This window comes from Streptomyces malaysiensis subsp. malaysiensis, assembly GCF_040653035.1.
Classification (GTDB): Bacteria; Actinomycetota; Actinomycetes; order Streptomycetales; family Streptomycetaceae; genus Streptomyces; species Streptomyces malaysiensis.
Genome location: NZ_JBEZNG010000022.1, coordinates 140,964 through 159,536, shown reverse-complemented (window position 1 = coordinate 159,536; position 18,573 = coordinate 140,964). Strand labels below are relative to the sequence as shown.

Genomic DNA, 18,573 nt, shown 5'->3' with positions numbered 1-18,573 from the left:
GGCGGCGGGTCGGAGGGCCGAGCCCGTCAGCCGCGCCGCCCGCCCGCAGCGGTCATCGATCCTGTGCGTTCGCGTTCTCAGCGGCGGAAGCCGCCGGACGGCCCTTGCGCTGCCGCGCCGCAACGACGGCCAGGAGGGCCAGCACGACCACCGCGATGCCCCCGCCCACCGACCAGGCCACCACCGACAACGAGCCGGACCCCTTCTCGTCCGCGGCAGCGGCCCTCTCCGCGCCTGCCACCTTCAGCACGGGAACGCCTCCTTCGGCAATCACCTCTCCGCGGGCGTCAGTGACAGAGGCCATGATCTGGGCGCCATTCCATTCAGCGGGTACGGTGCGCTCCATCGTCACCCCGCGGGCATGGGCGACCTTGGTGAAGGGGTTCTCCGCGTTCTGGCGGACGTACCACGAGATGGAGTAGTCCTTCCCCGCGCCCTTCACCTTCGCGGTGAACTCCGCCTTTTCACCGGCCCTGAGCGTGTCGGCGCCCTGGACCTCGACAGCGGCCGACGAGTCACCGCTCTCCTGCCCCACGGACAGGGTGACCGGCGCGGACTCCGCGAGTACCGCGTGGTCCGCGTTGAAGAGGCGGGCGACGATCTGCGCGCCGTCGAGGTCGGCCGTCACGGGCAGTTCCTGGTCCGCGAGCCGGGATTCCTCGATCCACTCGAAGGCGCTCTCGCCCCGCCGCTTCAGGTACCAGTGGTAGTGCTCGTCGTCAGTCTCAGGGCTCTGCTCGGACACAAAGCGAGCGGTGTCTCCCACCTCATACGTCCCGCGGTCCGACTTGACACCGAGCCGCGTAGTGGGCTCGAGGGCCCGTACGTGCACAGTGGTCGGCTTCGAGGTCTGGACGGCCTTACCGCCCCGCAGGAGTTGCGCGTACACCCGCGCACCGTCGAGCGCGCGGTCCGGCTTCGTGGTGTAGGTCGCGGTGTCCTGCTCGGGATCCTGGGCGAAGGCCCTTTCGCCCTTCTTCTTCAGGAACCAGCGGTAGCGGGTGTCCTCGTCGGCCATGCCCGAGGCGGCCGTGACGTTGATCGTCTGTCCTACGAAGTACTCCCCGTCCACCTTGTCCGGCGTCAGCAGAAGGCCATCCGCGTCCTTGCTGTAGTGCCTGACCTTCTGAGGAGTGGGCGCGTTCTGTTCCGCGGGGACCGGGCCGACGATGAAGCGTACGGTGGCGGTGTCTTCGAGAGCTTTGCCGTTGGCGAGGGTGACGTGGACGGTGAAGTCGATGTCGTACGTCCCCTGGTCAGTGAAGATCCAGTTGGCGTGAGTATGCGACCCGACCTCCCCCGACACATGTGTGAACGCCGAGCCGGGCACGATCAGTTGGCTGACCTTCTTGTTCCCGAACCCCCCGGGCTGAGTGACGGCGAACGTCGGGGATTTCGCGTCGCCCGCGTAGGAGAAGCCCGCGAAATCCATGCCGACCGTCCCCTTGAGCGTTCCCTGAGGAATGCCCTCGAAGGACCAGCCGGGCCAGACCACGGACATGTCCTGGGTCTGTGAACTCATCCACGCGTCCGAGCCCGGCTCATCGAGGAAGGCGTACTCCTCCGGCAAGGTGATGCGCGAGGTCTTGGTGTCGGGTATGTGCAGGGCCAGCTCGTCGGGATCGGCTTCGCCGTCATCCGTCAGCGAACGGATGTCCAGGTCACCGTCCTTGATGACGGGGTAGACGGCGTCGACATGTTCACCGGCGCCCAGCAGGCCGCGATGGTCGGCCGGCCCGGATGCCGCGTGGGCCGGCGCGGCGACCGCGAGAGCGAGCACACCCCCCAACGAGAGCAGTGAAAGAGCATGACGGGCGCGTAGAGCGATGCGCCCCGGAGACAGTGCCATGGGTTCCTTCCGAAAGGCGGTCCCTCCACACGAACGGACCGCAGCGATGGAGTAATGGTGATCGTTTTCAATAATTGACGGCGGACAGGACCATGAGCAGGCCCGGCGTCACCGCGATATCGCTCATCGCGGGCCCAAGTCGGTGCACCGGCGTCATCCGGCCGGAGTCCGCTCGACCAGCGCCGTATTGTCCGTCGGCTGCGCCGTGGCCGCCGCCACGTCGTCGGGTGCCAGTGCGTGTCCGCGGCGATGTGTCCTGGCCGTGAGGAGACCGTGTCGCGGAGCGAGAAGCCAGCACACGATGAACACCCCGGTGACGACGAGGACGATGAGCCCGCCCGCGGCGAGGTTGTAGGCGTACGACAGGTAGAGGCCCAGCACCGCGGAGCCGGCGCCGATGGCCGGTGCGAGGGCCATCATGACGCCGATCCTGTCGGTGAGCAGTCGCGCACACGCCGCAGGGGTGATCAGCAGGGCCAGGACCAGGATGTTCCCGACCGCTTGGAGGGAGATCACCACCGTGACCGTGACGAGTGCGTAGAGCACGACGTCCAGGGCGAAGACCGGCAGACCCATCGCCGTCGCCGTCTCCCGGTCCAGGCTCACTGTGACCAGTTCCTTGTGTACCGCCCCGGCGATCAGCAAAAGGATCAGGCCCATGACGGCTACGGTGACGACATCGCCGTCGCTGATGCCGAGGATCTGTCCGAACAGGAACGACTCGAGCGAACCGCTGTAGCCGGGCGCGGTGCTGAGGATGACGATGCCCAGCCCGAACGCGGCGGCGAAGAACACGCCGATGACGGTGTCCTCTTTCAGCCGTCGGTTCTGGGAGAACACCGCGACCGCGAGTGCGGTGAGGAGCCCGGCGACGGCACCGCCGAGGACCAGGTTGAACTGGAACACGAAGGCGATCGCCACTCCGGGGAAGACCGAATGGGAGACGGCGTCCCCGATGAAGGCCATCCCCCGCAGAACGACATGCGCACCGACGACACCCGAGACGATGCCGCACATGACGGCCACCGCGAAGGCCCGCCGCATGAACAGGTGCTCCCATGGGCCGGTCAGGAAGTCCACGACACTGTTCATCGGGTCACCCCCAAAGAGGTCAACAGCTGGTCGGACTTGGCCACGCCGAACGCGCGCAGCCAGACGGCGGGGTCTCGCAAGGTGTCCGGAGGCCCCTCGGCGATGACGGTCTTGTTGAGCAGACACAGCCGGGTGGCCAAGTCCGCGGCTGCGGGCAGGTCATGGGTGGTCATCAGCAGCGCCTTGCCTTCGTCGCTCAGCTGTGAGAAGAGGGAGGTCAGAAGCTCCTGGGTGGGGACGTCCAGGCCCGTGAACGGCTCGTCGAGCAGGAGCAGCCTCGGCCGCAGGGCCAGGGCGCGGGCGACCAGGACACGCTGGCGCTGTCCCCCGGACAGCTCGCCGATGGGCCGGTGGCGCAACTCGGTCATGGCCACGCGTTCCAGCGCCTCGTCGACGGCCTCGCGGTCGGCCGCGCGGGGGCGGCGCAGCCATCCGATGCGGTGGGTGCGGCCGGTCAGTACGGCCTTGGCCACCGGGAGCGGGAAGTCCCAGGCGAACTCATGACGCTGGGGGACGTAGCCGACCGTGCCACGGCTGCGGTCGGCGGGCTGTCCGTCGAGGTGGATGGAGCCGGTGCGGGGGGTGAGGAGGCCCAGGATCGCGCGCAGCAGCGTGGTTTTCCCGGCGCCGTTGGGCCCGATCAGTCCTACGAGATCGCCGACACGCACCGTGAGGTCGATGTCCTTCAGGGCGAGACGGCCGCCCAGATCAACGGCGACGGAGCGTACGTCCAGCACCGGGGTTTCGCTCGTGGCCGTGTCGGTCACTGCCCCTCCCCTTCCTCGCGGGCGGCGTTCTCGGCTCGGGAGGGTGCGGTCCGTCCTCTGTTTCGGCCGCGACGCCACGTCAGGGTGGCGGCGACAGCCACCACCGCGGCGGCGGCGGCGCCCGCACCCCACCACAGGGGCGCGGCTGAATCGTTGGTGTCCGATGGCTCCGCCGTGTCGGCGTCGATCGGCGGTGTGGTCCTCTTCTCCGCGGGCGACTTGGCGACGAATGCCCGCCGCGGGTCCTGAGGTCCGACGGAGAACCGCAGCGTGCGCTCGCTCCGGTGGCTCTTTCCGTCCTTCGTCTTCGCCGACATCCTCACGCCGAGGAGATATGTGCCGGGCTCGGTGAAGGCCCAGTTGCCGTGGACGTGGCTGTTGGCCTCGATGCCGGTCTCTTGCGGGAGTTCCTTCCGTCCATCGAAGAGGATCTTCGGGGTGCCGAAGCTGCCGTTGAGGAACAGCACGAAGTCCCCGGGCCCCTTGACGCTGGTGAGCCGCCAGTTCACCTCCCGGTCGACGGAGGCGGCGACCTCGGGTTCCTGGCTGTTCCAGCCGGGCCACAGCACGCCGGCCTGTTGAACCTGCGGCAGGAGCCACACCGGGTCACCCGGTGCGCCGAGGAAGCCGAACTCCTTGCTCTCGGGGACTTCGATCTTCGCCGTGTCCTTGACATGAAGAACGACATCAGCGGCCTCCCGCCACGTCGCGGGCTTGGTCGTGTCGTCGCGGATCTGCACGGTCCAGCGACCGTGGTCGAATCGCGGGCCGATATCGACGTGGCCGTCCGCGATGACCGTCCGCCCCGTGCCGGTGTCCGGCATGGCCTCGGCCCCCGCCCCCGGGGCCGGAGACTCGGCGGCCGCGGAAAGTGCCGGGGTCCATGCCACCAGGAGCGCCAGAGCCGAGGCCCTGGCACCCGTGCGCATCGTGGTGGTGTTCACTTCTTCGTGCCTCCGAGGCAGGAGCGAAGCTCGTCGGCGTTGTGCCGCATCATGTCGGTGTAGTGCCGGATGTCCTTGTCGAAGGCGTCGCCGTAGAGTGTGCAGACCCTCACGTGCTGGTCCCGGGCCACCTGAGTGAGCACTGTCGCGCGCTGGACCAGGTTGGGTTCCATGAACACGGCGGGGACCTTGAGGTTCTTGATCGTGCGGGACAGCTTCTCCACATCGTCCGCGCTGGGTTCCTGCGCCGGGTTGGGCACGACGAACCCCGCCACCTTCATGCCGTAGGCGTCGGCGAGGTATCCGAAGGCGTCGTGGGTGGTGATCAACTGCCGTTTGTGCGCGGGGATCTGCCCTATCCGAGCGCGGACGTAGTCATCCAGCCGATCCAGTTCCTGCTCATAGACCCGGCTGTTGCGGTCATAGATCCGCGCGCCCTTGGGATCCTCCTTTTTCAGGGTGTCACGGATCAACTGCGTGTATGCCTTGGCGTTCTGTACGTCCTGCCACAGGTGCGGGTCGATCTCACCGTGCACATGCTTGCCCAGGACGGCCTGCGGCAGTTGATAGATCTCCGACCCCGGTTCGCCGAGGAAGGCGAACCGCTTCCCGGCAGGGACCTTCTCCAGGGCCCGGTTCGGCACGTCGATGACGACATCGCCGGAAGGTATCTCCTCCTGCTTCCCGCCCTTGGCGCGCAGGTCGGTGAATGCCGATATCTCGCCGGAGTCGATGTTGACCGTCAGGTCGGTGTGTCCGTCGTCGAGGATGGTGTCCCCGGGACCGGCCGCGGTGTGCGGGTCGACGCCCACGGCGAAGGTGAACGTGCCCGTGCCGATCGGCTGGGGGGCTTTGCCGCCGGGATTCCGCAGTTTCGCCTCAAGGCTCAGCTTGTACACACCGGGCTTGGTGAACGCCCAGTTCAGATGGGTGTGCGCGGCCGGCGGCAGACTGGTGGTGTCCTTGGTGGTGAGGCCGTCCGCCGAATTGAAGTAGACGTTCGGCTGGCCGAGGGACTCCGTCAGATAGGCCACCAGCTCACCGGGTCCCTGCACATCGGTGGCCGACATCAGGATGTCCGAGGAACGGGTAGCGCCCCGCGCTTCACCTTCACCGCGCACGCGCAGACCCAGCCAGAGCACGTCCAGGCCGACGTCCTCGACCAGGGGAATGACGTTGGCACCGTAGGTTTCCGACGCTTCGGCGAGTGAGACGTTCGGGGTGCCCTTACGGGCGTTGGAATCCACCGTCTTGATCAGCGCGTGCTCTTCGAGAAGCAGATGGTTGGTGAACGTGACGTCGGCCTTGGAGACCGCGTTCGCATCCGCCGGGGTGGGCTCGTAGGAATGCGGGTCGCCGCCGGGTGGCACGATCGAGTTGACTTGTACGCGGTCGCCACCGACCTCTCGTACCAGGTCGGCGAGGACTTCTGTGGTGGTCACCACTCGCAGTGCCGCGTCCGGGTTCTCGGGTTCGGCGGCGGGGCGGGCGTTGCCCTTGCACCCTGCCACCGCTACACCGAGAACAGCGGTGGCGGCCAGCGTCCGTAGGGCGGATCCGGCTGTACGCATGATGAAGAAACTCCCAGCGAGCAGGGGGCGGCGCCGGGCCGGAGAACCCGGCCCGGCGGAGGGAACGGAGTGTTCGCGCCGCGAGACACGGCACCGCGAACGCTCCGTTCCGTTACCGGTGGTCTTTGCCGGCGGGCGCCATACGGCGCCTGCCGCGGCTGATCCCGACCGCGGCCGCGCCGCCCAGTACGAGGACACCGGCGCTCAGGGCAAGAGGAATCGCCGCCGCGCCGCCGGTGTGGGCGAGGCTGCCGCCGGGACGGTCACCGCCGCCAGTCGCCGCCGAGCCGCCACCGCTGCTGCCCGAACCGGTCGAACCACTGTCCGCGCGAGACCCGGAGTCACTTCCACCATCGGCATCGCCGGTCCCACCGGGAGAACCGCCATCGCGGTCACCGCCTCCCGGAGTGACGGCCCCCGGATCGATGTCACCGACCGCGAACGTGTACGTCCGCGTGTCGGACGTGGTCCGCCCGTTCGGCAAAGTACCGCTGAGCTGGAAGGTCACCGAGTAGACACCCTCCGCTCCGAAGCCCCAGTTGGCGTGGGCGTGCACACCGAGGTCGACCTTCCGGGTGTCGGGCAGCCCGTCCTCGCTGCTGTAGAGGACATGCGCGCCGCCCAGTCCGGCGGTCTCCCAGATCGCCAGCGGACCCGGGCCATCGACCTTGGTGAGCTTCATATCGACCGGCCCCTTGAGGTCACCGGAACCCAGAGCCTCGGTGTTCCATCCTGCCCAGACCACACCCTGCTTCTGTACCTGAGGGATGAGCCAGAAGTCGCTTCCCGTCTTCCCCAGGAAGGAGTAGGCACGGCCGGCGGGGACCTTCTCCTTCGCCTTCGGATTGACGTGCAGCACGACGGAGGACGGTTCGCGCCAGATGACGTCGGCCGGGTTGCGGCTGTCCTTGAACAGGGTTCGTAGCTTGCCGCTCACCATCTTCCCGGCGATCGCGTCAACATGACCACCATCGATGACGATGCGCTCGTCGAGTACGTCACCGGCCGCGGCTTCCGCCGCCGAGGCGGGTCCACTTTCGGCGACGGCCCCCACCGAGACGAGCCCGGTCGCAACCAGGGCCAGCACCCCCACCACACCCGCAGATCGCGTAACTGATCTCATTGCCCCTCATCCGCTGTTGTGGCCGCCCTCATCGGTCGGGCGCCAAGAATCGGCCTTTCCTCCGTCCCCCGCACGCGGCCACGTGATCGTCGGCGGAACGCTCATACGCAGCGCCGCGGGTAGGGCAACACGACCCCTGGCCTCGGCATGACCACGGCAACCCTAGATGAGATGGTAATCATTTTCAATAGTGATGGCCCGCGGGTGGCGACCGTGGCCGATACGCCGGGCCGATGGCGTTCACCGCCGGGGCAGCGGGGCCAGGCGCACGTCCGGTCTGCCGTCCGGCCCTTGGGTCACGGTGGCGTGGACTCGGTAGACGCGTTCCAGGAGGCGCGGGGTGAGCACCGTGGTGGGAGGGCCGGCCGCGACCACGCGGCCGGCGTCGAGAAGTACCAAGTGGTCGCAGTAGCGGGCGGCCAGGTCGAGTTCGTGGAGCGCCGCGACGACCGTGGCATCGGTGCGCGAGAGCATCTGCATGAGGTCGAGCCGGTGGCTGATGTCCAGGTGGTTGGTGGGTTCGTCGAGCAGCAGGGCGGGGGTCCGCTGGGCCAATGCCCGGGCGATGTTCACCCGTTGCCGTTCGCCGCCGGAGAGGGTGCCCCACGACCGTTCGGCGAGCGCCGTGACGTCCATCGCCGCCATGGCCTGTCCGACCGCCCGGACGTCCTCCTCGGTCGTGGCCGAGCGTCCGCGGTGCGGGGCCCGGCCCAGCATGACGACCTGCGACACGGTCGTGTCGAGGTCCGGGGCGGTCTCCTGGGTGACGAAGGCCAGTCGGCGGGCGACGTCGCGCCGTTTCAGGGCCGTGACGTCGGACCCGTCCAGCAGCGCCTGCCCGGACGAGGGGCGGCGCAGACCGGCGAGGAGGCGCAGCACGGTGGACTTGCCCGAGCCGTTCGGCCCGATCAGAGCGGTGAAGCGCCCGGGCGGCACGGCGAAGGTGACGCCGTCGACGACCGCGCGGCCGCTTGCCGTCCACTCCAGGGAGCGGGCGGCGTGCGCGGTGCCGGGGCCCGTCATGGCGTGGCCGTTCGTCTGCGCAGCAGCACCGCGAAGGCCGGAACGCCGATGAGCGCGGTGAGCACGCCGACCGGCATCTCCTGGGCGCCGAAGGCGCTGCGGGCGGCCGTGTCCGCCCATATCAGGAAGACCGCGCCGAGCAGGGCCGAGGACGGCAGCAGTATCCGGTGGGACGCTCGCGTGAGCATCCGTGCCGCGTGCGGGACCAGCAGGCCGACGAAGCCGATGGCGCCGCTCGCCGCGACGAGTGCGCCGGTGACGACGGCGGTCGTCCCGTACAGCGCCATCTCGGTGCGGCGCGGCGAGAAGCCCAGGGTCGAGGCGGTCTCCCGGTCGAAGGCGAGTGCGTCGAGATGGCGGGCGTACCGCAGGCAGACCAGCAGACCGGCGGCGGTGGTGGCGGCGCACACTCCCACCGAGGTCCAGTCGGCCGAGGCGAGCGAGCCGAGCAGCCAGAAGGTCACCGCCCTGGTGCGTTCGGCGTCGCCGGAGCGGACGACGACGAGGCTGGTGAGCGCGCTGAACAGCTGGGACGCGACGACACCCGACAGCACCACCTTGGTCGCCGAGCCGAGCGAGCGGCCGAGCAGGAGCAGGACACAGCCGAAGGCCGCCATCGCACCGGTGAAGGCTCCGAGGGGCAGGCCGAGGGAGCCGACGCCGAGCACCAGGACCAGGACCGCTCCGGTGGACGCTCCGGCCGAAACGCCGAGGAGATAGGGGTCGGCCAGCGGGTTGCGGGTCACGGCTTGAAGGACCGTGCCGCTCACCGCGAGTCCCGCCCCCACCAGCGCGGCCAACAGGACGCGCGGCAGCCGCAGGTTCCACACGATGCTGTCGCGCAGCGGCGGCATCGCCTCCCATGGCGCCCCGAGGTGGGCGCCTATGGTGCGGGCCACGTCCAGCGGCGGTATGTCGGCGCTGCCCGTGCCGACGGCGACGAGCACGGACAAGGGCAGCAGAGCGGCGCAGCAGACGAGGACGAGCGTGCTCCGGGCGAGCATGCCCCGCCGATCCCCTGCCCTCGTGGTGGCAGTTGTCATCGGCGGGCGAAAACCACGTAGTCGTCGAGGTACTGCCATACCGTCCCCACCTCGGCGAAGCCCGCGGTGCGCAGGGCCGAGAGGTGGAAGTGGAGCGGGGCCAGCGGCTGCGGCGGGCGGTCCGTGAACCGCCGCTCGCGTTCGGCGGCGAGCGGGGGCATGCCCGGCTGGGCCACCGCGAGTTCGTACCAGGCGTCCCAGGTGTCGGCCCCGGCGGCGAACGCCGTGCGCCGCACCTCGGCGTCGTGCCGGTCGGACAGGGCGCCCAGGGTCTCGTTCCCGGGCCCGTAGCGCAGGTGGTCGGCGTTGAGGAAGATCGCGCCCGGCGGCAGCAGGCCGGCCAGCGCGGTGTGGACACGCAGCAGTTGGGACGGGGACAGCCAGTGCAGGGCCGTCGAGGAGACGACGGCGTCGATCCTCTCCCCGGCCAGCGGGTCGGCCCAGTCGGCCCGTACGAGGTCGGTGTCCACGACGGTGGCCCGGTCGCCGTACTCCGCGAGCACGTCACCGGCGAGCCGTAGCAGCACGGGGTCGTAGTCGACGGCCGTCACCCGCGCCTGGGGGAAGGCACGCAGGACGCGGTCGGCCAGGGAACCGGGGCCGCAGGCGAGGTCGAGCACATGGAACGACTCGGGCAGGCCGAGGCGCAGTACGTCCAGCATCGCCTGGAAGCGCAGCTCCCGGTGGGCGACGTAGGCGCTTTGCTGGGCGTCCCAGCGCTCCAGGAGAGCGCGCGGGGGCAGAGCGGCGGTGTCGGTCATGCGGGTGTCCTTCGATCGGTGGGAGTGGGTGGCGTCAGCCGTAGAGTGCGGTCAGTCCCTTGCTGAGCGCCTCCGCCAGGCCGACGCTGCGAATGGAAGGGTCCATGGCCGAACCGGGGACCACGATGAAGCGGTTGTTGCGCACGGCGTCGAGCCGTGAGGTGACCGGGTTGGCGCGCAGGAACCGCTTCTTCGCCTCGGCGCTGTCCCCGTCCCCTCCACGGGTCAGATCCGCCAGCACGATGACGTCGGGGTCGCGCTCGGCTATCTTCTCCCAGTTGCCCGCCGGCCACTTCTGGTGGATGTCGTCGAAGGCGTTGTCCACCCCTGCCAGCTCGCTGACCGTCGAGGGCAGTCCGCCGTGTCCGGCGATGTAGGGCGTGGCGGTGCCGGAGTAGTACCACATCAGCTTCGCGCCGGTGTTCTTCGGTGCCTCGCGCACCGCTCGGTCGAGCCGGGCGCGCAGGTCCTTGACGGTCTTCTCCCCGCGCGGCCCGACGCCGAAGACGGCGGCGATGTCCTTGATCTCGTCGAAGACGGCGTCGAAACGCACCTCGTCGGGTGTCAGTCCGGGGGATTCGCAGTCGTGGGCGGAGAGGTAGGCCGGCACGCCGAGCTTCTTCCAGTCGGCCCGGGGGCCCGCCGCCTCGTCGGCGTATGCCGAGGAGAGCGTGGAGTAGAGGAAGTCCGGCTCCTTGGCGAGGACGGCCTCGTGGTCGGGGTATTGCTTCGCGAGCACCGGGACCTTCCTGTACTCCCTGGCCAGCGAGGGGAGCACGGGATCCGTCTGGTAGGAGGTGCCGATCATCCGGTCGGCCAGCCCCAGGCTGAGCATGATCTCCGTCGCGTTCTGTTCCAGGGAGATCGCCCGCTCGGGGGGAGCGTGCACTCTCGTCTCCAGGCCGCAGCTGGTCACGACCGCGCCGGACGGCCGCGCCGTGTCCCGGGCCCCGGACGCGGCCGTTCCGCTCGCGCCGCAGGCGGCGAGGCCGGGGAGCAGCAGGCAGACACCCAGCAGCCCCTTGATGCGAATGGTTTTCATATTCAGGACGATACCCGCGGCAAGGAGCCACCGGATCACCCGGGCGGCCCACCCGTACGGGCGTCACAGGTCTCCCCGACGTGCCGTCAGCTGCCCTCTCCCATCGGAGCGTTGACGGACCCGCGCCCCTGGGACTGGAGCCTCCGGAGCCGGAGCCGCCGACCGGAATGTGTGCAACATCACTCAGCTTCGACGCGATGAAACGGTGTCCCGCCAAGTGGTGTCGCGGCGCTCTCCGGATGGCCCCTGCCATGGGGCGGCCATCGCGCAACTCTCCGAGTGGCGAAGCTCGTTGCGGTCCGCGCCCGCCGCCTCTCACCGTTCGAGGACGACATCACCGCGCTCGACGCCCATCCCACGGACGCCCGGCACGCCGACCTCGTCCATCCAGTGCCGCGACTGTTGACGTACCCAGGCCGTAGCCGGTAACTGTTTACGAGTCATCTTCAAACCGGTTTAGACGTCGGCGTGCACCAAGCCGAAGCCGTGACCGAATCAGCACCCGGAAGACCTCGTCAACCGACACACACCCCCCACGGCAACGTTGTCAGGATCTGAGTGCGCCCAAAGGAGTCCGCATGACAGAAAACGGAGTCGTACCCCTCCCCGATCGACGTCGCGTCCTGCTGGGGGGCCTCGGGCTCGCCGCCGGTGTCGCCGGGCTGACGCTGTCAGTGCCGGCTCTCGCGCGGGCTGCCGAAGCCGGTGGGAGTCAAGCGGTGACGGATGACATTCAGCTCATCATCGAACGCCTGCAACAGCGGTTCCTTGCCCAGGGTGACCAGGTGAGGATCGCCAATGGCATCTTCCTCGCCCGTACGTCCGAGGCCCTGGCCTATGTCGAGTCCCTGCGCGCCGACGGCTCGTGGCCCAATGTGGACTACGCCGACACCACCAGTTCCGCCAACGGCCGGGTCTGGTCGCCGTATCACGCGCTGTACCGCATGATCGCCATGGCTCATGCCTACCGTGATCCGAATGCCGCGGGCTACGGCAAACCGGAGCTGATCGAGGCCCTGAACCGCGCGCTTCTCTACTGGGACAGTGTCAAACCGACCAGCACGAACTGGTGGGAAGTCGAGATCGGCAAGTCGATGGCCATGGGCCGGGTGTCGATCTTCGTCGGCGACGAACTCAGCGCCGAGGCGCGGGAGGTGACCTACGCCCACAACACCGGCCGTCTGGACCCGGTCGGGGCGAACGGCTCCTGGAGAACCGAGAACTACCTCTATGAGGCCGTCGCGAAGCACGCGACCGCCGACATCGAGCAGGGCTACGCCACCATGTCGCGGACGATCGCCGTCGACAGCAGCGGTGAGGTCACCGAGTCCGTGCAGGTCGACTCGTCCTTCTGGGCACATGGGGCGCAGCTCTACAGCGAGGGCTACGGCATGGCCCTGTTCACCATCGTCGCGGCCTGGGCCGATGTCGCGCGCGGCACCGGCTTCGCCTTCTCGTCCAAGGACATCGACGCCATCGCCTTCTACATCCTCGGCGGGACCCGCTGGCTGATCCGCGGGGAGATCGGGATGATGTACCTCGGGTACCGTCCCCCCAACACCATCGATGGCATTACGAGTTACGCGGCCGACTTCCTCGAGCCGCTCGACCGGATGGTCCGGGCCGATGAGAGAAACTCGGCGGCGTATCAGCGGCTCGCCGACAATATCCGCGGGAAGAGCCGGGAGAACGGCGTCACCGGGCATAAGTACTTCTGGCGCTCGGAGTTCTCCTCGCATCTGCGGGACGAGTACGGAATCTTCACCAGGGTCAATTCCCCTCGGATGAAGGGCAGCGAGTACCGCTCCACCTTCCGGCCCGAAGTCGGCAACGAGATCGACTGGAACGCCGCGGGAGCCACTTCGATCCAGGTCACGAACCGGGAATACGACGACCTCGTGCCCGCCTTCGACTGGTTCCACTACCCGGGTGTCACCGCGCCTTACACCAAGGTGACGACGCAGTCGAGCCCCGCCAACCGCGGCAGCTTCACCGGCGGTGTCTCCGACGGGCGCTACGGGGCGAGCGTCTTCACCCTCGACCGGTTCTCGACCACCGGGCGCAAGAGCTACTTCTACTTCGACGATGAGGTGGTCGCGCTCGGTGCCGGGATCAGTTCCACCTCACAGCATGCCGTCCATACGACGGTCAATCAGGGAGCGGCCAGGTCCAATGCCTCCGTCGGCGGCAAGGCCGTACGCCCGGGGACGGATTCCGCCGCCACCGGCGCCTCATGGGCGTACAACGACGAGATCGGCTATGTCTTCCCGGAGGGCGGGCCGTTGAAGGTCTCGAACAAGGAGCAGACCGGGAACTGGCTCGACCGTGATCCGGTGAAGCGAAATGCCTTCACCCTCTTCTTCGACCACGGCATCACCCCGGACGGAGCCAAATATGCCTACGTCCTCCTGCCCGGCGCGGCGCCCGAGAAGGTCCGCTCTTACGCGGCCGAGCCGGTCGTCCGGATCCTGCGCAACGACGAGCAGGTCCAAGCGGTCCGCCACCCGCGGCTGCGGCTGACGATGGCGACCTTCCACGCCGCGGGCTCCCTCGACCTGGGGTCGGGCCGCACGCTGCGGGTCGATCAGCCCTCCATCGTCATGCTCAAGGAGGACGGCGGTTCCGCCGTGGTGAGCGTCGCCAACCCCGACCAGCCCGGTCTGACGGTCTCCGTCACCCTCGCCGCACCCGGCCGCACCCGTCGCGCCGCCTTCCCGCTGGGCTCCGGCCCGAACCTCGGCAAGACGGTGACACAGCCCCTCAGATGACAGCACAGGCGTGAACCGGCTTGCGGCCGGCGGCTTCTCGCCGCCGGCCGCAAGCCGTGCCGTGCGTGGGGACCGTACACCCGCGACTGCGAAGAGCCGGTTCAGGTCGGAGGCGTCAGTCCGCGGTCCGCTCCAGAGCGGCCACGCCGATCGCGCTGTCCGCCATCCCGTAGAACACATGGACGGTCCCCGCGATGCGCTCGATGGCGGTCGGGAAGACAACGTTGCCAAGCGTTCCTACGGTCTCCTCGCGGATCTCCGGAGACAGCCACGGCTCCTGCGAGCGCGCCAGCACCCGCGCCGGATCGTCCAGGTCCAGCAGCATGCCCCCGGCCCGATAGACGGCGCCATGGCTGAGCTCGAAGCCCCTCGCGACCGGGCCCGTCACCCCGTGGTGGATGAGCAGCCAGCCCTCGGGCACCCGCAGCGGCGGCGGACCCGCACCGATCTTCGCCGCCTCGAACGGCATCTCCGGAGCGGCCACCGGAGCGGAGTGCCGCAGCGAGGTCAGCGCCGAAAGATCGCGGCGGGCCGCCTCGGCGTCCACGTACGCGATCCAGATCGACGGGCGGCCGTCGGCCACCCCGGCCGGGGCCGGGGCGCCCTCGCCCGGGCGCAGCCAGTCCAGGTCCCACATCGGCCGGTGCAGCATCGCGAAGCTCGGACGGCCGTCGGGGCCGGGCACGATCTCGGGGAAGAAGACCAGGTCCTTATTGGGGAAGAAGTTCAAGTCGGTGGACAGGTGTGACTGATAGGTGAAGTGCAGTGGGCCCAGACGGCGCCAGCTGACCGTGTCCGTGGAGACGGCCAACGCGGGCCGCGGGCCGAGCGGACCGTAGGCGACGTACGTCATGACGTGCACGCCCAGGTCGGGGATGAAGGTGATGCGGGGGTCCTCCACGCCGGCATTGTGCGCACCCCGCTCGAAGCCCTCGTCCGGGGACAGCACCACACCCTGGCGCTCGACGCCGACCGGTACGCCGTCCTCGATCACGACACGGGCGCGGCCGATCCGGGAGACATTGCCGGCCGCGACCATGCGGGGAAAGAGATAGAGCTCGCCGTCGGGTCCCCAGGCGGTGGCCGGATTGAGGACGCCCTCGGCCTCCAGGGGGTCGGTGGGATCGGCGTTCATGAGCACGCCGACCCGCTTGAGTGCGTACGGGAGCGCGGTTTCGGTGTTGCGCTGGGTCATACCTAGCCTTTGATCGCGGATCCGAGGTTGGCAGAGGTGAAGTGGCGCTGGAAGAGCAGGAAGAGGACGACGGCCGGCACCGCCAGCACGCAGGCACCGGCGAGCACAGCGCCCATGGGGTTGGCCTGGAAGGTGGAGTTGGCCTGGGAGTAGTTCGCCAGGCTGACCGCGAGGGGCTGCATCCCCTGGTCCTTGGTCACCAGGAACGGCCAGAGGAACTCGTTCCACGGGCCGATGAAGGTCACCAGCATGGCCGTGAGAATCGCCGGGCGCACCAGTGGCACCGCCACCGAGCGCAGGATGCGCAGCTCGCTCGCTCCGTCCATACGCGCAGCGTCGAAGATCTCGCGCGGGATCTGGAGGAAGTACTGGCGGAAGATGAGCACGGCGACGGAGTTGATGGCGAACGGCAGGATCATTCCGGCGTAGCTGTCGGCGAGGCCGAAGTAGCGCACCACCATCACGTAGAGCGGGATCATCAGCAGCTGGAACGGGATCGCCTGGACCAGCAGGACGAGCGCGAACACTATGCCACGGCCGCGGAAGCGCAGGATCGCCAGCGCGTATCCGGCCAACAGGCCGAAGACCAGCGTGCAGACCACCACCCCGACCGTCATGATCAGCGAGTTGGCCAGGGCGCCCAGCAGGCTGAACGAGTCGTCGATACCGGCGAGGTTGTCCAGGGTCAGGTTGCCCGGCTTCGGCAGCAGGCCGCCGAGGCTGGTGTCGCGCTTCTTCTGCAACGCCCCGATGAGCATGTAGTAGAACGGCAGCAGCGCGGCGATGGCGCCGAGGCCGAGCGCGGCGTAGCGCAGGATGCGGGTGATACGCGGGATGCGGGCCATATCAGTCCCTCTCCATGACGCGCCGGGCGACGGTCGCGATGATGAGCACGCCGGTGACCAGGATCAGTCCGATGGCGGCCGCGGCATCCGGCTCGCCCTGCTCGATGCCCCGCTGGTAGACCAGCAGCGCGGGGGTGAGCGAGGCGCCGCTCGGGCCGCCGCCGGTGAGCAGGAACGGCTCGGTGAAGATCTGCCCGGCGGTGATGATCGACAGCAGGATGACGAGCGAGGTGACGGGCCGGACGGCCGGCAGGGTGACGGCCCGGAACGCCTGCCAGCGCCCGGCTCCGTCGGTCACCGCCGCCTCGTGCAGCTCCTTGGGCACGTTCTGTAGCGCGGCGAGGTAGAGCAGGACGTAGAACCCGAGCTGCTTCCAGGTGACGTAGACGGCGATGAGCGGCATCACCAGGTGCTTGTTCGCCAGCCAGGACGGGTCCGGGGCCCAGGGGCCGAGAACGTTGTTGACGGCGCCGGAGCCATTGAACAGAAACAGCCAGACCGCCAGGGTGGCGACCGAGGCCGTCACATACGGCACGTAGTACGCCACCCGGAAGAATCCGCGCCAGTGGGTCGCGGCATTCAGCGCCGAGGCCAGCGTGAGCGCCAGCACCACGGTCAGCGGAATGTTGATCGCCATGAACAACCCGAGGTTGGCGAAGGCGCGCCGGGTCCTCTCCTCGCCGAGGACCTCGGTGAAGTTGTCGAACCCGACGAACGGGTGCGGCACGGAGACGCCGGGCGCGGTGAAGAAGTAGTCGTGGAAGGCCATCCATACGCCGACCCCGAACGGGATGATGAACACGACCAGGACGTAGGCGGTGTACGGCGCGGTCAGGACGAGCCCGAGCGGGCTGTTGCCCAGCCGGCGCTCGAGCCGCGAGATGCCGGGCCGGCGACCCGGGCTACGGCGTTCGGGCGCGGCTGCCGGCGGTGCGTGCTGGTGGGTCGATGGCCGGGGGTGCCGGCCACGGGGCGGATCACCTGCGGGTTTGGTCCCATCGCGGCTGTCGCGGAGTGATGTCACGGTGCGCCTCGTCAGCCGGCGGTCTGGTCGTCGATCTGCTGCGCGGCCTTGTCAAAGGTCGACTTCACATCGCCCTTCCCGGGCAGCACCGCGTCTTCCCAGGCCGTGCGGAACGTCTTCCACACCTCGGTCGAGCCGGCGATGTTCGGCACGTCCACCGCCCGCGGCACCGCGTCGGCGAAGGGCTGGTAGAAGGGGTTGTCCTTGAGATAGCCGCCCGCGACGGCGGACACGTCATCGCGGGTGGGGAACTGCCCCGTTTCCTTGAGCAGTGCCGCGTCGTTCTTCGCGCTCATGGAGAACTTGGTGAATTTCCAGGCGGTCTGCTTGTGCTTGCACGAGGTGAACATGCCGACGTTCTTGGAGTCCGCGAACGTCGATGTCTTGTCCGCCGGTATTCCCGCGGCCGTGGGCAGCGGCACCACGCCGTACTTCACCTTGCCGTCGAACTGTCCCTTGCCCCACGGCCCGGCGATACCCATGGCGGCCACCTCGTCGGCGAACGGGCCCGCCCACATATCGCCGCTGTACGCCTCCGGGGACGAGTAGCCGCCTGCGTACATCCGCTGCCAGAAGCCGAGGGTCTGCTGTCCCGCCTGGGAAGTGAAGGTGGCCTTCTTGTCCTTGACCAGCTGCTTGCCGCCGGAGTTGGCCAGGTACATCGGATAGAAGTCGAACAGCGCATTGGTGTAGTCGCTGGTCGCCGGCGGATAGAGGGCGAACTTCGCCGCCTTGCTGCTCTTGATCTTCTTCGCCGCGGCCAGCACATCGTCGTACGTGCTCAGCTTCGGATTCTCGGCGTCCAGGCCGGCCTTTTTGAAGACGTCCTTGTTGTAATAGAGCATGAACGGGTTGGTTTTCCACGGCACTTGATACAACTTGCCGTCCGGGGAACGGAAGCCGTCCACGGCACCGCCGGAGCGCTGCTTGATGAAGGACTCGGCATCGCCGAAGGTGTCCGAGAGATTCACCAGGCCGCCCTGCTTCTGGAACGCGGCGACCGCCGCCGGAGCGGTGTTGTAGACCAGGCACGGGGTGTTGCCCGCGGTGATCGCGGCCCCGATGACGTCTTCGGTGGACTTGCCCGACGGCACCGCCTTGGCGGTGACCTTCTCCTTGGGGTGATCGGCGTTCCAGGCGGCCACTGTGGCCTTGGCCCAGGCTTGCTCCTGCTCATTCGTCGAGTACCAGATGTCGATCGGTCCCGAGGTCGGCTTGCCGCCGGCGTCGCCCGAACCGCAGGCGGACAATGGCAGGACGACCGCCGCGGCGGCGGCCAGCACCGTAACGCGCGGAAAACGCCTCATTGTGCCCAACTCCCTTCCATGCGGGTGATTGAGGGTCCGAAGCGACTCCCCTCCCGTCGCCGCCGGCCCGACCCCGTCAGAATGATCACCGCGGGGTTACGAGCGTCATCAAACCGGTTTAATATCTAAGCGTCAAGGACAGCTGCGAAACGTTTTCGGTAGCCTGGGTGGCGCACTCCTGCCATCCAGGGGCCGTACATCGTCACGAATCGATGGAAG

At 68.6% G+C, this 18,573-nt stretch carries 15 protein-coding genes; 1 reads left to right on the top strand and 14 read right to left on the bottom strand.

Annotation, left to right across the window (positions count from 1 at the left end; all coding sequences use genetic code 11):
• Positions 1-52 precede the first annotated feature (52 nt).
• From AB0E24_RS34185 to AB0E24_RS34140, 10 genes are all read right to left on the bottom strand, one after another.
• Entirely contained in the window at positions 53-1,780 is a 1,728-nt protein-coding gene (locus AB0E24_RS34185; RefSeq protein WP_359382925.1) for a choice-of-anchor M domain-containing protein, read from the bottom strand.
• A 222-nt stretch (positions 1,781-2,002) separates the two neighbouring features.
• Positions 2,003-2,941, bottom strand: coding sequence for an anchored repeat-type ABC transporter permease subunit (locus AB0E24_RS34180; protein WP_250853745.1), 939 nt, complete (start codon positions 2,939-2,941; stop codon positions 2,003-2,005).
• Entirely contained in the window at positions 2,938-3,708 is a 771-nt protein-coding gene (locus AB0E24_RS34175; RefSeq protein WP_069868113.1) for an anchored repeat-type ABC transporter ATP-binding subunit, read from the bottom strand. The genes AB0E24_RS34180 and AB0E24_RS34175 overlap by 4 nt, the downstream gene beginning before the upstream one ends.
• Positions 3,705-4,652 (bottom strand): TIGR03773 family transporter-associated surface protein, encoded by a 948-nt coding sequence (locus AB0E24_RS34170; RefSeq protein WP_359382920.1) that lies wholly within the window; start codon positions 4,650-4,652, stop codon positions 3,705-3,707. Before AB0E24_RS34170 ends, AB0E24_RS34175 begins: the two co-directional genes overlap by 4 nt.
• On the bottom strand, positions 4,649-6,223 hold the full coding sequence (locus AB0E24_RS34165; protein ID WP_206334457.1) for an anchored repeat ABC transporter, substrate-binding protein: 1,575 nt from the start codon (positions 6,221-6,223) through the stop codon (positions 4,649-4,651). The genes AB0E24_RS34170 and AB0E24_RS34165 overlap by 4 nt, the downstream gene beginning before the upstream one ends.
• A 112-nt stretch (positions 6,224-6,335) precedes the next feature.
• Positions 6,336-7,346 (bottom strand): choice-of-anchor M domain-containing protein, encoded by a 1,011-nt coding sequence (locus AB0E24_RS34160; RefSeq protein WP_359382916.1) that lies wholly within the window; start codon positions 7,344-7,346, stop codon positions 6,336-6,338.
• Positions 7,347-7,586: 240 nt separating this feature from the next.
• Positions 7,587-8,369 (bottom strand): ABC transporter ATP-binding protein, encoded by a 783-nt coding sequence (locus AB0E24_RS34155; protein WP_232636358.1) that lies wholly within the window; start codon positions 8,367-8,369, stop codon positions 7,587-7,589.
• On the bottom strand, positions 8,366-9,373 hold the full coding sequence (locus tag AB0E24_RS34150) for a FecCD family ABC transporter permease (RefSeq protein ID WP_102935980.1): 1,008 nt from the start codon (positions 9,371-9,373) through the stop codon (positions 8,366-8,368). The genes AB0E24_RS34155 and AB0E24_RS34150 overlap by 4 nt, the downstream gene beginning before the upstream one ends.
• A gap of 35 nt (positions 9,374-9,408) precedes the next feature.
• Positions 9,409-10,173: a class I SAM-dependent methyltransferase gene (locus AB0E24_RS34145; protein ID WP_069868117.1), complete on the bottom strand. Its 765-nt coding sequence runs from the start codon at positions 10,171-10,173 to the stop codon at positions 9,409-9,411.
• Positions 10,174-10,207: 34 nt separating this feature from the next.
• Complete coding sequence (locus tag AB0E24_RS34140) at positions 10,208-11,215, bottom strand: ABC transporter substrate-binding protein (RefSeq protein WP_359382912.1); 1,008 nt, start codon at positions 11,213-11,215, stop codon at positions 10,208-10,210.
• A gap of 719 nt (positions 11,216-11,934) precedes the next feature.
• Here AB0E24_RS34140 and AB0E24_RS34135 point away from each other — a divergent pair.
• The gene (locus AB0E24_RS34135; protein WP_359382909.1) at positions 11,935-13,983 is read left to right on the top strand and encodes a polysaccharide lyase family 8 super-sandwich domain-containing protein; all 2,049 of its coding nucleotides are present in this window, start codon (positions 11,935-11,937) and stop codon (positions 13,981-13,983) included.
• A gap of 115 nt (positions 13,984-14,098) precedes the next feature.
• On the opposite strand, the gene AB0E24_RS34130 is transcribed toward AB0E24_RS34135, so the two are convergent.
• The 4 genes from AB0E24_RS34130 to AB0E24_RS34115 all read right to left on the bottom strand — a co-directional run bounded on the left by AB0E24_RS34130 (position 14,099) and on the right by AB0E24_RS34115 (position 18,354).
• Positions 14,099-15,178 (bottom strand): glycoside hydrolase family 130 protein, encoded by a 1,080-nt coding sequence (locus AB0E24_RS34130; protein ID WP_283881224.1) that lies wholly within the window; start codon positions 15,176-15,178, stop codon positions 14,099-14,101.
• 2 nt (positions 15,179-15,180) lie between these two features.
• Positions 15,181-16,023 carry a carbohydrate ABC transporter permease gene (locus AB0E24_RS34125; protein WP_435865354.1) on the bottom strand — a complete coding sequence of 281 codons (843 nt, stop codon included), beginning with the start codon at positions 16,021-16,023 and terminating at the stop codon, positions 15,181-15,183.
• Between the two features lies 1 nt (position 16,024).
• On the bottom strand, positions 16,025-16,906 hold the full coding sequence (locus AB0E24_RS34120) for a carbohydrate ABC transporter permease (protein WP_383137513.1): 882 nt from the start codon (positions 16,904-16,906) through the stop codon (positions 16,025-16,027).
• 152 nt (positions 16,907-17,058) lie between these two features.
• Positions 17,059-18,354: an extracellular solute-binding protein gene (locus AB0E24_RS34115; RefSeq protein WP_359382905.1), complete on the bottom strand. Its 1,296-nt coding sequence runs from the start codon at positions 18,352-18,354 to the stop codon at positions 17,059-17,061.
• Positions 18,355-18,573 lie beyond the last annotated feature (219 nt).

Bases quoted from the DNA above. Each gene is read 5' to 3' on its own strand.
- AB0E24_RS34165 (WP_206334457.1), bottom strand. From the start codon at position 6,223: ATGCGTACAGCCGGATCCGCCCTACGGACGCTGGCCGCCACCGCTGTT.
- AB0E24_RS34145 (WP_069868117.1), bottom strand. From the start codon at position 10,173: ATGACCGACACCGCCGCTCTGCCCCCGCGCGCTCTCCTGGAGCGCTGG.
- AB0E24_RS34180 (WP_250853745.1), bottom strand. From the start codon at position 2,941: ATGAACAGTGTCGTGGACTTCCTGACCGGCCCATGGGAGCACCTGTTC.
- AB0E24_RS34160 (WP_359382916.1), bottom strand. From the start codon at position 7,346: ATGAGATCAGTTACGCGATCTGCGGGTGTGGTGGGGGTGCTGGCCCTG.
- AB0E24_RS34150 (WP_102935980.1), bottom strand. From the start codon at position 9,373: ATGCTCGCCCGGAGCACGCTCGTCCTCGTCTGCTGCGCCGCTCTGCTG.
- AB0E24_RS34125 (WP_435865354.1), bottom strand. From the start codon at position 16,023: ATGGCCCGCATCCCGCGTATCACCCGCATCCTGCGCTACGCCGCGCTC.
- AB0E24_RS34155 (WP_232636358.1), bottom strand. From the start codon at position 8,369: ATGACGGGCCCCGGCACCGCGCACGCCGCCCGCTCCCTGGAGTGGACG.
- AB0E24_RS34115 (WP_359382905.1), bottom strand. From the start codon at position 18,354: ATGAGGCGTTTTCCGCGCGTTACGGTGCTGGCCGCCGCCGCGGCGGTC.
- AB0E24_RS34130 (WP_283881224.1), bottom strand. From the start codon at position 15,178: ATGACCCAGCGCAACACCGAAACCGCGCTCCCGTACGCACTCAAGCGG.
- AB0E24_RS34140 (WP_359382912.1), bottom strand. From the start codon at position 11,215: ATGAAAACCATTCGCATCAAGGGGCTGCTGGGTGTCTGCCTGCTGCTC.